The sequence below is a fragment of the Gordonia sp. 34D genome (assembly GCF_056682775.1).
The window spans coordinates 1,634,082-1,649,520 of record NZ_CM155293.1; the positions used below are offsets into that span (position 1 = coordinate 1,634,082).

The 15,439-nt window shown below is 63.2% G+C and carries 11 protein-coding genes and 1 pseudogene; all 12 read left to right on the forward strand.

Annotated features, from left to right (window positions below; all coding sequences use genetic code 11):
- The first annotated feature begins 86 nt into the window (after positions 1-86).
- Positions 87-641 (forward strand): NuoB/complex I 20 kDa subunit family protein, encoded by a 555-nt coding sequence (locus tag AC1L34_RS07575; protein ID WP_424294436.1) that lies wholly within the window; start codon positions 87-89, stop codon positions 639-641.
- Positions 638-1,330, forward strand: coding sequence for an NADH-quinone oxidoreductase subunit C (locus AC1L34_RS07580; protein WP_424325598.1), 693 nt, complete (start codon positions 638-640; stop codon positions 1,328-1,330). The genes AC1L34_RS07575 and AC1L34_RS07580 overlap by 4 nt, the downstream gene beginning before the upstream one ends.
- Positions 1,330-2,637, forward strand: coding sequence for an NADH dehydrogenase (quinone) subunit D (gene nuoD / locus AC1L34_RS07585; RefSeq protein WP_480035248.1), 1,308 nt, complete (start codon positions 1,330-1,332; stop codon positions 2,635-2,637). Before AC1L34_RS07580 ends, nuoD begins: the two co-directional genes overlap by 1 nt.
- Positions 2,634-4,702, forward strand: a pseudogene (gene nuoF / locus AC1L34_RS07590) (NADH-quinone oxidoreductase subunit NuoF). The gene nuoD and the pseudogene nuoF overlap by 4 nt, the downstream one beginning before the upstream one ends.
- Positions 4,699-7,125, forward strand: a complete 2,427-nt coding sequence (locus tag AC1L34_RS07595; RefSeq protein ID WP_424322422.1) for an NADH-quinone oxidoreductase subunit G — start codon at positions 4,699-4,701, stop codon at positions 7,123-7,125. The pseudogene nuoF and the gene AC1L34_RS07595 overlap by 4 nt, the downstream one beginning before the upstream one ends.
- A complete protein-coding gene (nuoH, locus tag AC1L34_RS07600) occupies positions 7,118-8,464 on the forward strand; it encodes an NADH-quinone oxidoreductase subunit NuoH (RefSeq protein ID WP_480035249.1) in 1,347 nt (448 codons plus the stop codon). Before AC1L34_RS07595 ends, nuoH begins: the two co-directional genes overlap by 8 nt.
- Positions 8,409-9,086: an NADH-quinone oxidoreductase subunit NuoI gene (gene nuoI, locus AC1L34_RS07605; protein ID WP_480035321.1), complete on the forward strand. Its 678-nt coding sequence runs from the start codon at positions 8,409-8,411 to the stop codon at positions 9,084-9,086. Before nuoH ends, nuoI begins: the two co-directional genes overlap by 56 nt.
- A complete protein-coding gene (locus tag AC1L34_RS07610) occupies positions 9,083-9,907 on the forward strand; it encodes an NADH-quinone oxidoreductase subunit J (RefSeq protein ID WP_424293588.1) in 825 nt (274 codons plus the stop codon). The genes nuoI and AC1L34_RS07610 overlap by 4 nt, the downstream gene beginning before the upstream one ends.
- The gene (gene nuoK / locus AC1L34_RS07615; protein WP_424293587.1) at positions 9,904-10,203 is read left to right on the forward strand and encodes an NADH-quinone oxidoreductase subunit NuoK; all 300 of its coding nucleotides are present in this window, start codon (positions 9,904-9,906) and stop codon (positions 10,201-10,203) included. The genes AC1L34_RS07610 and nuoK overlap by 4 nt, the downstream gene beginning before the upstream one ends.
- Before the next feature lie 4 nt (positions 10,204-10,207).
- On the forward strand, positions 10,208-12,130 hold the full coding sequence (gene nuoL, locus AC1L34_RS07620) for an NADH-quinone oxidoreductase subunit L (protein ID WP_424322421.1): 1,923 nt from the start codon (positions 10,208-10,210) through the stop codon (positions 12,128-12,130).
- Positions 12,131-12,186: 56 nt separating this feature from the next.
- Entirely contained in the window at positions 12,187-13,743 is a 1,557-nt protein-coding gene (locus tag AC1L34_RS07625; RefSeq protein ID WP_480035322.1) for an NADH-quinone oxidoreductase subunit M, read from the forward strand.
- On the forward strand, positions 13,740-15,431 hold the full coding sequence (nuoN, locus tag AC1L34_RS07630; protein WP_424324034.1) for an NADH-quinone oxidoreductase subunit NuoN: 1,692 nt from the start codon (positions 13,740-13,742) through the stop codon (positions 15,429-15,431). Before AC1L34_RS07625 ends, nuoN begins: the two co-directional genes overlap by 4 nt.
- Positions 15,432-15,439 lie beyond the last annotated feature (8 nt).

Here is a 15,439-nt window from a genome sequence, read left to right on the forward strand (position 1 = left end):
CGCTAAACGAATACCGACCGCGCACCCATCCCCGCGCCAGTGGGATGTCGCAGGCGCGGCAGCGCACGAGGAGAAGGAGAAGCATCATGGGACTCGAAGAACAGGTACCTGGTGGTTTTCTACTGAGCACCGTTGAAGGCCTCGCAGGCTATATGCGAAAAGGTTCGCTCTGGCCCGCGACCTTCGGATTGGCCTGCTGCGCAATCGAAATGATGGCGACCACCGCTGGCCGCTACGACCTCGCCCGCTTTGGCATGGAAGCCTTCCGCGCGTCTCCTCGCCAAGCTGACCTCATGATCGTCGCCGGTCGCGTAAGCCAAAAGATGGCGCCGGTGCTTCGGCAAATCTACGACCAGATGGCCGAGCCAAAGTGGGTCCTAGCGATGGGCGTGTGCGCCTCCTCGGGTGGCATGTTCAACAACTACGCGATCGTGCAGGGTGTCGATCATGTCGTTCCAGTCGACATCTACTTGCCCGGGTGTCCGCCACGCCCGGAAATGCTGCTGCACGCCATTCTGAAATTGCACGAACAGATTCAGGAAACCCCACTCGGAGTGCATCGGGAAGAGACAATCCGTCGGGTCGAGGCGGCCGCCTTGTCGGCACCGGCCAAGATCGAGCTCAAGGGTCTTCTCCGATGACGGGCGAAGTTATCCGGCCGGGAAGCGGCCACGAAGTTATCGGCACTCGCCACGGCCTCTTTGGCGCCGAAGGACCAGGTGACACGTCCGGCTACGGCCGCATGGTGGCTCCAATCACGCTGCCCGGCAATACCTCTCGGCCGTTCGGCGGCTACTTCGATGAGGTCGTCGACGAGCTGGAGGCAGCGTTGGGACGTCGTGGCATCGTCGTCGACGACGCCATCGAGAAGTACATCGTCGACCGCGGCGACCTCACCGTCTTCGTGACTGGCACGCACCTGCTGCCCGTCGCCTCGGCTCTGCGGGACGAACCGCTACTGCGATTTGAACTGTGCCTCGGCGTCAGCGGCGTGCACTACCCGGACGAGACCGGCCGCGAACTGCATGCGGTTTACCCGCTGCGGTCCATCACCCACAACCGCCGAATCCGACTGGAAGTGGCAATCCCCGATTCCAATCCCCACGTGAGCACTCTGCTGCCGGTGTATCCGACAAACGATTGGCACGAGCGCGAAGCCTACGACTTCTTCGGCATCATCTTCGACGGACACCCGTCGTTGACCCGAATCGAAATGCCAGACGACTGGGAAGGACATCCCCAGCGCAAGGACTACCCGCTAGGCGGCATCCCGGTCGAGTACAAGGGCGCGACCATAGCGCCGCCCGATCAACGAAGGCGGTACAACTAATGGCTCCCCGGTCCACCTTCAGTGTCGCCGGCCGCGACTGGGAAGATGTCGTCGCAGCAGTCCACGAACGCGCTTCGGCCGGCCCCAACGATGAGCGGATCGTCGTCAATATGGGTCCACAGCATCCGTCGACGCACGGGGTGTTGCGTCTCATCCTCGAGTTGGAGGGTGAGACTGTCACCGAGGCTCGCTGCGGTATCGGCTATCTGCACACCGGGATCGAGAAGAACCTCGAATACCGGACGTGGACGCAAGGCGTCTCCTCCGTGACGCGAATGGACTACCTGTCCCCCTTCTTCAACGAGACCGCCTACTGTTTGGCAGTCGAGAAACTTCTCGGTGTGACCGACGACATCCCGCCGCGCGCCACCGTGATTCGCGTGTTGCTGATGGAACTGAACCGGATCGCTTCGCACCTGGTGGCGCTCGCGACCGGCGGAATGGAACTCGGCGCGGTGACGCCGATGTTCTTGGGTTTCGGAGCCCGTGAAACCATCCTTGACCTGTTCGAAGACATTTCCGGACTCCGCATGAACCATGCGTTTGTCCGGCCCGGCGGCATCGCGCAAGACCTCCCCGAAGGCGCCGAAGCCAAAATCGCCGCCGTGCTCGACGGCCTCCCCGGCCAGATCGGCGACGTCGAGGCCCTGCTTACGGAAAATTACATCTGGAAGGCCCGCACCCAGGGCGTCGGATATTTGGACCTGACTGGCTGCATGGCCCTCGGCATTACCGGGCCAGTCCTGCGGTCAACCGGATTGCCCTACGACCTCCGCAAGTCCGAGCCCTATTGCGGCTACGAGAACTACGACTTCGACGTCATCACCGACACCGCGTGTGACTCATACGGCCGCTACCTGATCCGCATCGAAGAAATGAAGCAATCGGTACGGATCGCACGGCAATGCCTGGACGCCCTCGAACCGGGGCCGGTCATGATTGCCGACCGCAAACTCGCCTGGCCAGCCGACCTGGCTGTCGGTCCGGATGGAATGGGCAACTCTCCCGAACACATCGCCGAAATCATGGGCATGTCGATGGAGTCGTTAATTCACCACTTCAAATTGGTGACCGAGGGGATGCGCGTCCCCGCCGGCCAGTGCTATGTCGCCATCGAGTCACCGCGAGGCGAACTCGGTGTCCACATGGTTTCCGACGGTGGTACCCGCCCCTACCGCGTTCACTTCCGCGATCCGTCATTCACCAATCTGCAGGCTGTCGCGGCGATGTGCGAGGGCGGTCTGGTCGCCGATGTCATTACCGCAGTGGCGAGTATCGACCCCGTGATGGGAGGTGTGGACCGATGAGCGAACCGGTCTTTGTGGAGATTTCGACGGGTCCGCCCACATCGTCGGTGATGCCGTTCTCGACCGGCATGGCGCATCCGCCCATTGGATTCGACGGCCCGGCCGCCTATTCCGACGAGGAGACGGCAGCGTTAGCTGTCGAGGCGTCCACCATCATCAGCCGCTACCCGCAGTCGGAGTCGGCGTTACTGCCACTGCTGCACCTCGTGCAAAGCCATGACGGCTACCTCACGCGTGCAGGCATCATGTTCTGCGCCGATCAATTGCAATTGACGGCCGCGACGGTCGCGGGCGTGGCGACCTTCTACTCGATGTATCGGCGCGAACCGACCGGCGAGTACCTGATCGGAGTCTGCACCAACACCCTGTGCGCAGTAATGGGCGGCGATGCCATCCTGTCCGAACTGACCGACAGTCTCGGGATCAATCCTGGCGATTCCACCTCCGACGGGCGCGTCACCGTTGAGCGCGTCGAATGCAATGCCGCCTGCGACTTTGCACCCGTCGTAATGGTCAATTGGGAGTTCTTCGACAACCAGACACCCGAATCGGTGAAACAGTTGGTCGACGACCTGCGTGCCGGAGTGCCGCGCACCCCCAGCCGTGGACCCGAAACGCTGTGTACGTTCCGGCAGGCGGCTCGACTGCTGGCCGGGTTGCCCGAGATTGCCAATTCCGGCGAGGAGGCGCAACCATGATTGCCGTCAGCTTGCCGTCGTCTACCCCTGAGCCCGCCGAGGTGCCCCAACTAAGTCGATACTGGTCCGAGCCGGAATCGTGGACGCTCCGAAGCTACCTGCGCCAGAACGGGTACCAGGGCCTGAAAGCCGCGCTGCGCCTCCCCCCGGACGAAGTAATTGATCAGGTGAAGGCTTCCGGACTTCGCGGTCGAGGCGGTGCGGGTTTCCCCGTGGGCACCAAGTGGTCATTCATTCCGCAGGGCGACAAGCCCGGCGGAGCTGATACGCCGCATTACCTCGTGGTGAATGCGGACGAATCCGAGCCCGGGACCTGCAAGGACATGCCACTGATGCTGGCATCGCCCCACACCCTGATTGAGGGTGCCATCATCGCGGCCTACGCGATCCGCGCCCAGCACGCCTTTATCTATATCCGCGGCGAAGTCGCTGGCGTCGTTCGGCGGTTGCGCGCCGCCGTCGCCGAAGCCTACGAGGCCGGATTGATTGGGTCCGACATCTTCGGCTCCGGATTCGGCATGGACCTTGTGGTGCACGCCGGGGCCGGGGCCTACATTTGCGGTGAGGAAACCGCGCTTCTGGATTCGTTGGAAGGTAAACGCGGTCAGCCGCGTCTGCGGCCGCCATTCCCGGCCGTCGCTGGGCTATATGCGAGCCCGACCGTCGTTAACAACGTCGAATCGATCGCCAGCGTCCCCTCGATTCTCCGCAACGGACCCGACTGGTTCCGCGAGTTCGGGACCGAGAAGTCCCCCGGATTCACCATGTATTCGTTGTCCGGGCACGTCAAGAACCCCGGACAGTACGAGGCTCCACTCGGGATCACCCTGCGTGAGCTGCTTGATCGGGCAGGCGGGATCCGCGAAGGTCACCAGCTCAAGTTCTGGACACCGGGCGGATCGTCGACGCCGATGTTCACGCCCGAGCACCTCGACGTTCCGCTCGACTACGAGGGGGTCGGTGCCGCCGGTTCCATGCTCGGCACCAAAGCCCTGCAAATCTTCGACGAGACCGTTTGCGTGGTCAGGGCAGTCTTGCGGTGGAGCGAATTTTACGCACACGAATCGTGTGGCAAGTGCACCCCGTGCCGTGAAGGCACCTACTGGCTTGTCCAGATGATGCGGCGGCTGGAGTCCGGTGACGCCACGGAAGCGGACCTCACCACACTGACCGAGATCACCGACAGCATCGTCGGGAAGGCCTTCTGCGCACTCGGTGACGCGGCAGGTGCCCCGATCATGAGTTCTCTCGAGCACTTCCGCGACGAATACCTGGCGCACTTCCCCCACGACGGCCATCCCGGCGGCTGCCCGTTTGATCCGGATAAGAGCACCGTCTTTGATTCCCCCGAAGGAGTCACGCCATGACCGCCCCCGGCAAAAATACCGAGTCCAGCCCGACCGAAGCGGTACCCGACAACATGGTGACACTGTCGATTGACGACACCGAGGTGACCGTTCCCAAGGGCACGCTGCTGATTCGAGCCGCCGAGTTGATCGGCGTGGAAATCCCCCGTTTCTGCGACCACCCGCTTCTCGCGCCAGTTGGTGCCTGCCGGCAGTGTCTGGTCGACATCGAAGGTCAACGCAAACCCATGGCGTCGTGCACCATCACCGTCAGTGACGGCATGGTGGTCCGCACCCAGCACTCCTCCGAAGTCGCCAAACGCGCGCAGGAGGGGATCATGGAATTGCTCCTCATCAACCACCCGCTCGACTGCCCCACTTGCGATAAGGGTGGCGAGTGCCCCCTGCAGAATCAGTCGATGTCGACGGGCCGTCCGCAGTCGCGCTACGGCGGCGTCAAACGTACGTTCACCAAGCCGGTTCCCCTCTCGACCGGGGTCCTGCTGGACCGCGAACGGTGTGTCCTGTGCGCGCGGTGCACCCGCTTCTCGACCGAGATCGCGGGTGATCCCCTCATCGAGATGGCCGAGCGCGGCGCACTGCAGCAGGTCAGCGCCTACGAAGACGAACCATTCGAGTCGTATTTTTCGGGCAACACCGTGCAGATCTGCCCAGTCGGCGCACTGACGGGCACCGCGTACCGTTTCCGGTCGCGCCCGTTCGATCTCATTTCCTCGCCCAGTGTGTGTGAGCACTGTTCGGCAGGCTGCGCGCAACGCACCGACCATCGACGAGGAAAAGTCATGCGGCGCATGGCCGGTGACGATCCGGAAGTCAACGAAGAATGGAACTGCGACAAGGGTCGGTGGGCGTTCACCTACGCCACCCGGCCCGACCGCATCACCACCCCGCTGGTTCGCGGCGACGACGGCGAACTCCACGAGGCACCGTGGTCGTACGCGATGGCCCTCGCAGCGGAGGGCTTGCGCGCTGCGGGAAGTCGCACCGGAGTGCTGGTCGGCGGGCGCTCGACCGTCGAAGACGCCTACGCCTACGGCAAGTTCGCGCGAGCGGTGCTCGCCAGCAACGACGTCGACTTCCGTGCGCGGACCCATTCGGTTGAAGAAGAAGACTTCCTCGCCGCGCACATCGCGGGCACCGGGATCGGCCTCACGTATGCCGAACTCGAGCAGGCACCGGTGGTGGTCCTGGCTGGTCTGGAGTCCGAAGAAGAATGCCCGATGCTGTTCCTGCGCCTGCGGAAAGCCCACCGCAAGCATGGGCAGCAGATTTACTCCATCGCCTCGTGGGCATCGCCGGGAGTCACCAAGGCCGGCGGAACTCTCATGCAGTGCGTGCCGGGAAGCGAGGCCGCGGTGCTGCGCGACCCTCGCTTGCGCGCACTGCTCGCCGAGCCCGGCGCTGTTCTCCTCTGTGGAGAACGTCTTGCGGGGTGCGCCGGTGCACTTGTCGCCGCGGCCGAGGTGGCCGCGGCGACGAGTGCGCGAATCGCTTGGATTCCGCGACGCGCTGGTGAACGCGGTGCACTCGATGTTGGGGCCGCTCCCAACTTGCTTCCCGCGGGTCGACCGCTGGAGTCCGAGCGCGCTCGCCGAGATGTCGCCGCGATCTGGGGTGTGCGACCACCGGCAACACCGGGACGCAACACCGCCGAGATCGTCGAAGCGCTCACCCGCGGCGAACTTTCCGCGGTGGTCGTCGGCGGTGTTGAGCTTGACGACCTTCCCAATCCCTCCGCCGCAGAAACTGCGCTGGCGAACGCCGACTTCGTAGTCAGCCTCGAAATGCGACACAGTGCAGCGACAGCCCTCGCCGACGTCGTCTTTCCCGTGGCTGCGGTCGCGGAGAAAGCGGGTACGTTCGTCAATTGGGAGGGCCGTCCACGGGCCTTCGACGTCGCATTGCCGCCCGCTGAATCGGACGGTGGCACGCTGCGCGTATCCGACCATCGGGTCTTGCACAATTTGGCCGCTGAACTGGGCGTCGACCTCGGCTGCAATGATGTGGCAAGCATTCACCGCGAGTTCGGTCAGCTCGGCAGTTGGGCGGGCGAACGACACCTTGCGCCGCCCGTCGAAGGGGCACCGTTGCCCGAGCCCGCAGCCGGTGAAGCCGTGCTGGCGTCGTGGCGGATGCTCCTGGATTTTGGCGGCATGCAAGACGGCGAACCGCACCTCGCGGGGACCGCGCACCGCGCGACCGCCCGACTTTCAGCTTCGACAGCCACCGAAATTGGTGTCGCCGACGGCGAGCGGGTCTGCGTCTCCACAGATCACGGCACCGTGGCTCTGCCGCTCACCATCACCGAGATGCCCGACCGCGTGGTCTGGCTGCCCATGAATTCGCCGGGTTCCCGCGTGTATCCGATGCTCGAAGCCGAGCCGGGGCAGGTTGTCACGATCGCGAAGGACCAGCATGAGTGAGATTCCCGTCGCCCAAACGGTGTTCCCCGACCTCGCCAATTTCGGGTACGACGCCTGGTGGTTGATGCTCCTTAAGTCCGTCGGCATCTTCGCGTTCCTCGTTCTGACCGTCCTCGTCGCGATCCTCGCCGAACGCAAGATCATGGCGCGCATGCAGTACCGGATCGGCCCAAACCGTGTCGGCTGGCACGGTGCGCTGCAGTCTCTCGCTGACGGCGTCAAACTTGCTCTCAAGGAGGGATTGACCCCGTTTGGCGTCGACAAGGCCCTCTACCTGCTGGCACCGGTGATCTCGGTGGTCCCGGCGTTCATGGCCTTCGCTGTGATCCCGATGGGCCCGGAGGTCTCCATCTTTGGACACCGCACCCCGCTGCAACTCACCGACCTCCCGATCGGCGTGCTGTATGTGCTGGCCATGGCGTCGATCGGTGTCTACGGCATCGTCCTTGCTGGCTGGTCGTCGGGATCGACGTACCCGCTGCTCGGAGCCCTCCGGTCGACGGCCCAGGTGATTTCCTATGAGATCGCGATGGGGCTGACGTTCGCGGCCGTCTTCATTCTGTCGACGACGATGTCCACATCGGAGATCGTGTCGAGCCAGGTGCACCACTGGTACATTCTGCTGCTGCTGCCGTCGTTCGTTATTTACGCGATCTCCATGGTTGGTGAAACCAACCGCGCACCATTCGATCTTCCTGAAGCCGAAGGCGAACTCGTGGGCGGCTTCCACACCGAGTACTCATCGCTGAAGTTCGCGATGTTCATGCTCGCCGAGTACGTCAATATGGCAACCGTATCTGCACTGGCGACCACGCTCTTCCTTGGCGGCTGGCAAGCGCCATGGCCCATCTCCATCTGGGACGGCGCCGACTCTGGCTGGTGGCCGATGCTGTGGTTCGTCATCAAAATGTGGATCTTTATGTTCGTCTTCTTCTGGCTTCGGACCACGCTCCCGCGCCTGCGGTACGACCAATTCATGGCGTTCGGCTGGAAAGTCCTGATCCCGTTCGCGCTCGGATGGGTAATGGTGGTCGCGGTGATTCACCAAGCCACCAGTGGCGCATCGGAATGGACGTCGAGTCTGATCGTGGCGGCCGCGGGCATCGTTGTCACCGCCGCACTGCTGTACGCGATCCGCCGAGAAATCGTCGGCGGCCCGGCCTCGGTGAAACCCGAACTGCCGCCACCTGGCTCGCCGTTTGATCCGATGGCTGGCGGGTTCCCGGTACCGCCGCTCCCAGGCCAGGTACTGCCCACCCCGCAGCTCGCGGGCCCGCAGCTTGCTGGCGCGCGCAATCCGACCGGCACCACGTCTGCACCGGAGGCACCCAATGTCTGAGCTATCCAAGTCCACCGGTTCGAAGCTGCCGCCCGCCTCGCGATTCAAGATCCCCGATGCGCTCGCTGGCTTCGGCGTCACGTTTAGCGGCATGTTCGGCAAAACCATCACCGAGGAATACCCCGAGCACAAGGAGCCGACTTCCCGTCGCTATCACGGCAGACATCAGCTCAACCGGTACGACGACGGGTTGGAAAAGTGCATCGGGTGCGAACTTTGTGCGTGGGCGTGCCCTGCCGATGCGATCTACGTGGAAGGTGCCGACAACACCGAGGACGAACGATTCTCGCCCGGTGAACGGTATGGGCGCGTCTACCAGATCAACTACTTGCGGTGCATCGGCTGCGGCCTGTGTATCGAGGCCTGCCCCACCCGCGCACTCACGATGACCAATGACTACGAGATGGCTGGCGACTCCCGGGTCGGGATGATTTACGAAAAAGACCAACTCCTCGCACCGATGGAACCGTGGATGACTCCGGCACCGCACGATATGGCCCCCGGGTCCCGTCCCGAAAACTACTATCGCGGGGACATTGGACCCGATGGGCTCAAAGACGGCGTGAAGCCGACACCTGGCAGTCTGGGCCCTACTGACCCAAGTGTTCGGGAGCGGCAATGACGGCGGCCTCCTTGGCGCAAGAGCTGACGCGCACCTCGAACACCGAAGCGGTCACCTTCTGGGTGCTCGGCGTGATCGTCATCATCGGGGCGCTCGGCGTCATCCTCAGCGCGAAGGCCGTCTATTCGGCGGTCTTTCTCGCAATGACGATGATCATCCTGGCCGTGTTCTACGTGATGCAGGGTGCCCTGTTCTTAGGCGTCGTCCAAGTCGTCGTCTATACGGGCGCGGTGATGATGCTGTTCCTGTTCGTGTTGATGCTGATCGGCGTCGACTCCTCCGAGTCACTCGTCGAAACTATCCGCGGGCAGCGCTTCATCGCCGTCGGATTGGGTGTGGGTTTTGCAATCCTGCTAATCGCAGGCATCGGCAGTGCCTCGCTGGCCGCGTTCGTCGGTGCACCCGATTACAGCTTTGGGACCGCGCCCGGTGGCGGCAATGAGAATATCCGCGAACTCGCCGTCCTCATTTTTGGGCGCTATCTGTGGGCCTTCGAATTAACGGGGGCCCTGTTGATTGCCGCAACTCTCGGCGCCATGGTGTTGGCGCACCGCCAGCGGGTCGGTCGAATTTTGGGGCAGCGAGAGCAATCCATTGAGCGCTTCGCATCGGGGGGCCATGTGACGCCGCTGCCGCCTCCCGGTGTGTACGCCCGGCACAACGCCGTCGACGTGCCAGCCCGCGAACCCGACGGAAGCCCGTCCAAGCTGTCCGTCAACGCGATGATCAAAGCCCGCGATCTCGCCGCCAACGGGCACGAGATCACTACGGTGAGCAAACCTGAAATACCGGGCGAACCCGAGGTAGAGGACGGTCGATGAATCCGGAAAATTACCTCTACCTGGCGGCCGCCCTATTCGCGATCGGCGCGTCGGGGGTGCTCCTGAGGCGCAACGCCATCGTCGTTTTCATGAGCATCGAGTTGATGCTCAACGCCGCGAACCTGTCGTTCGTCACGTTCGCGCGGATGCACGGCAGTCTCGACGGGCAGGTGATCGCCTTCTTCACCATGGTGGTCGCCGCCGCCGAAGTGGTCGTTGGTCTCGCGATCATCATGATGATTTTCCGTACCCGTCGTTCCGCCTCGGTCGACGACGAGAACCTGTTGAGGCGGTGACCGTATGAATGCTGACCTCACCAGCACGCTCCTCTGGTTGATTCCGGGCCTACCCGCGTTTGGGGCGCTCTTCCTGCTCGTGGCCGGGCGGCGCACCGATCGGTGGGGTCACATCGCGGCAACCGTCCTCGCCGGTGGCTCGGCAATCCTCGGCATCCTCATGTGGATCGGCATGATCGGGCGCGACGAGTCCGCGCGGGGCGTTTCCAGCGGCAGTTACCGCTGGATCGAAACCGGCAGTTTCAGCGTCGACGCTGGCCTGCGCCTGGACCAGTTGTCCATGTGCTTTGTCCTCCTGATCACCGTGGTCGGCACACTGATCCATGTGTACTCGTTCGGGTACATGGCTCACGATCCCGGGAGGCGTCGATTCTTCGCCTACCTGAATCTGTTTCTAGCTGCGATGCTGATCTTGGTGCTCGCCGACTCTTACCTCGGCCTCTACCTGGGCTGGGAAGGCGTCGGCTTGGCGTCGTACTTGCTGATTGGGTTCTGGCAGCACAAGCCGGTCGCGGCCACCGCAGCCAAAAAGGCCTTCGTGATGAATCGCGTCGGCGATATCGGCATGGTCATCGCTCTTGCGATCATGTTTGCCACCATGGGCTCGGTCGACTTCAACGGGGTTTTCGGTGCCGCCGGCACCACCAGCGAGGCCGCGTTGACGGCCATCTGCTTCATGTTGCTTCTCGGTGCCTGCGCCAAGTCGGCACAGGTGCCGCTGCAGGCTTGGCTCGGCGACGCGATGGAAGGCCCAACACCGGTGTCGGCTCTCATTCACGCCGCCACCATGGTGACAGCGGGTGTCTACCTGATTACTCGGTCCGCCCCGCTGTTTAACCTTGCGCCGCACGCGCAGACGGGCGTCGTCGTTATTGGTGCGGTAACGCTCCTATTCGGTGCCATCATCGGTTGCGCCAAGGACGACATCAAGAAGGCGCTTGCCGCCTCGACGATGAGCCAGATCGGCTACATGGTGCTTGCCGCCGGGCTCGGTCCCGCGGGTTACGCGGTGGCGATCATGCACTTGCTGACACATGGCTTCTTCAAGGCCGGACTCTTCCTCGGATCGGGTTCGGTGATGCATGCCATGAACGACGAAACCGATATGCGGCGCCTCGGTGGGCTACGGGCGTTCATGCCGGTCACCTTCGTGACCTTCGGTCTTGCCTACCTCGCGATTATCGGTGTTCCACCGTTTTCGGGCTTCTACTCCAAAGACCACATCATCGAAGCGGCACTTGGCGCTGGCGGGCTCCGCGGTTGGCTACTCGGCGGGGCCGCGATCCTCGGCGCGGGAATCACCGCTTTCTACATGACGCGCGTCATGATCATGACGTTCTTCGGCGAGAAGCGTTGGGCGACCAGCGACGCTGCAGGCAACACCCCGGCCGAACCGCACGAGTCACCCGCATCGATGACTTGGCCGATGATCCTGCTCGCCATCGGCTCGGTATTCTCCGGCGGACTCCTCGCCATTGGCGGCACGCTCAGCGACTTCCTATCCCCCGTAGTCGGGGTGGCCCCGGACCACGGCGGCCCGCTGCCGTCGTGGGCGGTCACCGTGGTCGTACTCGCGGTGGTCGCGGTGGGAATCGCCATCGCCTGGCAGCAATACGGTCGAGCACCGATACCGGAAAGCCCGCCGGAAAGAGTGTCGGGATTGACGCGCGCCGCGCGTGAGGACCTCTACGGAGACGTCTTCAATGAGCGCGTCGTAGCCGGTCCCGGCCAGCTGCTCACGACCGCACTGGTCGGCGTCGAAGATCGTGGATTCGGCGTGGTTCCCACCGGAATCGGTGCTGGCGTCACCGGAGTTTCGCAAGTGACGCGCCAGGCGCAGAACGGCTTCGTCCGTACCTATGCGCTCTCAATTCTCGCGGGCACTGTCGTGGTGGCCGCACTGACGATGGTGGTGAGTGTCCTGTGACGATCCCCTGGCTCACCGTCCTCTGGCTCATTCCGGCCGTCTCGTCGATCGCGGTGATGCTGCTGCCCGCTCGCCGCACCGTGAGCGCCAAGCAGGTGGCGATAGGTGCGGCACTGCTCACGCTGGTGTGGTCGATTGTGGTGGCGACGCAGTTCGACATCGGTGACGGTAAGTTCCAACTTGTCGAGGATGTCAGTTGGATTCCGGCGTTCGGTGCCCGCTATTCACTGGCGCTCGACGGGATCGGACTCGCCCTCATTCTGCTGACCGTGGTGCTGACGCCGATCCTGTTGCTCGCAGGCTGGCGCGATGCCGACAGCACGGCCGACGATGCTGGCTCACCGCGACGGGTTCACACGTATTTGGCATTGATGCTGGCAGTCGAGGCGATGGTGCTGATGAGTTTCGTCGCCATCGACGTCCTGCTGTTCTATATCTTCTTTGAAGCGATGCTGGTCCCGATGTACTTCCTCATCGGCGGCTTTGGGTCGGCGACCGAGCAGGCCCGGTCGCGGGCGGCGCTCAAATTCCTGCTGTACAACCTGTTCGGTGGCCTCATCATGATGGCGTCGGTGATCGGGTTGTATGTGGTGAGCGCGCAGTCAAACCTCGGGAACGACGGTGGCGGCACCTTTAGTTTCACCGCCCTGCAGGCTGCGGCGAGAACCGGCGGGCTAGACGCCTCGTCGACGACGATGAACATCATTTTCCTGGGATTCGTGTTCGCGTTCGCGGTCAAAGCACCCCTGTGGCCCCTGCACACGTGGCTCCCCGACGCCGCCGTCTCAACCACCCCGGCTGCAGCCGTGATGATGATGGCAGTAATGGATAAGGTCGGCACGTTCGCGATGCTGCGCTTCTGCATCGGACTGTTCCCGGAGGCTTCCGAGACCTTTGCGCCAGTGATCTCGACGCTCGCGGTCATCAGCATTGTTTACGGCGCGATCTGTGCTGTTGGGCAACGCGACGTGATGCGCCTGATCGCCTACACCTCAATCTCGCACTTCGGATTCATTGTGCTGGGTATTTTCGCTCTTACCAGCCAGGGTCAGTCCGGTTCGACGCTCTACATGGTCAACCACGGACTATCCACGGCCGCACTATTCCTGATCGCCGGGTTCCTGGTGACCCAGCGCGGTACCGCGCTAATCGCCGACTATGGCGGCGTCCAGAAGCTCGCCCCGATACTGGCGGGCACCTTCCTCGTCGCGGGAATGGCGACGCTGTCGCTGCCTGGCCTAGCTCCCTTCGTCAGTGAGTTCCTGGTCATCATCGGCACCTTCACTCGCTATCCCGTAGCTGCCATCATCGCGACGTCTGCACTGGTGCTCTCTGCGATGTACATCCTGTGGACATACCAGCGCATGATGGGTGGTCCGGTACGTAAAAGTGCGACCGTTGACACCGGTTCCGATACCCAGATCGTCGATCTGAATCTCCGGCAAAAGGCCGTCGTTGCACCGCTGATCGTTGGCTTGCTGGTGTTGGGCATCTTCCCGCAGTTGGCTCTCAACTACATCAATCCTGCTGTCGACCATTCGCACCAGCCGCCAGCCGTTGAACGCTCCGTCACGATCGGCCCGGCCGACAGTTCCGTGGAAGGACCGCGATGACCCTCGCCCTCGACCCGCACAGCATCGACTACTTCCGCCTGTCCCCGATGCTGATCGTGTTTGGCGTCGCCGTGATTGCCGTCCTCGTCGAGGCGTTCGCATCGGCCGCATCGCGGTACATCGTCCAGTTGTCACTAGCCTGCGGTGGCCTCGTCGCGTCCTTTGTCGCGCTGATGTTCGTGGTCGCGTCGTACCGGTCCGATGGGCCGTCGAAGGCAATGTCCGGTGCCGTCGTGATTGACGGGCCAACGCTGTTCTTACAGGGCGCGGTACTGGTCGTGTCGCTGGGTGCCGTGGCCCTGATGGGCGAGCGGCACCTGGACCGCGTGTGGGCACCAGTTGAGGTGCAAACTGCGGCTGGTCGGCGAATCTCGGTCGGCGGCGGCGGAGGACAGGACGACGACTCCGGCGGCAGCGCGATCGACGATGCTGATCTGCCCGCTGACGCATTTACCCCATCCGGCGCCACCGTGCCGGGCTCCCCCGAGGAGTTGCTCGCCGGTCGCGCGGGGTCGATCACCACTGAGGTGTATCCCCTGGCATTGATCGCGATCGGCGGCATGATGCTGTTCGGTGCGTGCGGCGATCTCCTTACGATGTTTATCGCACTAGAAGTGCTGTCACTTCCCCTGTACGTGATGTGCGGCCTGGCGCGACGCCGCCGCTTGCTCTCGCAAGAAGCGTCGCTGAAGTACTTCCTCCTGGGAGCATTCTCGTCGGCGATCTTTGTTTTCGGTGCGTCCTTTGCTTACGGCGCGACCGGGTCACTGTCACTGTCCGAGATTGGGCGGGCGCTGATCGGCAGTAGCCTCGAGCCCGCCACTGATCGCACGCTGGCGCTCACGGCACTCGCATTGATCGCCGTTGGCCTGTTATTCAAGGTCGGTGCGGTGCCCTTCGGATCGTGGGTGCCAGACGTGTATCAGGGCGCGCCAACTCCGGTGACGGCTCTGATGGCCTCTGCCACCAAGGTCGCCGCGTTCGGTGCACTCTTGCGCGTATTCCATGTCGGTTTCCCTGCATTGCAACAAGATTGGCGACCGGCACTGTGGGTAATCACGATCGCGACAATGGTGATCGCGACGCTGATGGCGGTAACGCAGAACGACATCAAGCGCATGCTCGCGTATTCGTCCGTCAGTCATGTCGGCTTCGCGCTAGTCGGTGCCATCACCATTTCGCGCGCTGGGGTCTCCAGCACCCTCTTCTATGTCGCGGCCTATGCGATCTCCGCCTTCGGTGCCTTCGCCTTGCTGTCGGTGGTGCGCGATTCCACCGGACGCGAAGCGACCGACCTTGCGTCATGGGCTGGCATCGGGCGGCGCCGCCCACTGGTCGGCGCGATGATGTCGCTGTTCTTGCTGTCATTCGCGGGCATTCCGCTCACCAGCGGCTTCATCGCCAAGTTCGCGACGTTCAGCGCGGCGGGCCACGACGGAGCGTGGGCTCTGGTGATCGTTGGTGTGGTGTGCAGCGCCATCGCCGCGTACTTCTACATTCGCGTCATCGTGGCGATGTTCTTTACCGACTCCGAAGCGGGCAGCGAGAACACTGTGCCGGATGTGGTGGTGCCGAGTCTGCTGACCACCGTGCCGATCGCAGTATCTGCGGCCATCACACTGGTCCTCGGCATTTTCCCGCAGTGGCTGCTCGACATCGCCGACTCCGCGTCGGTATTTCTACGATAAGAACCGGC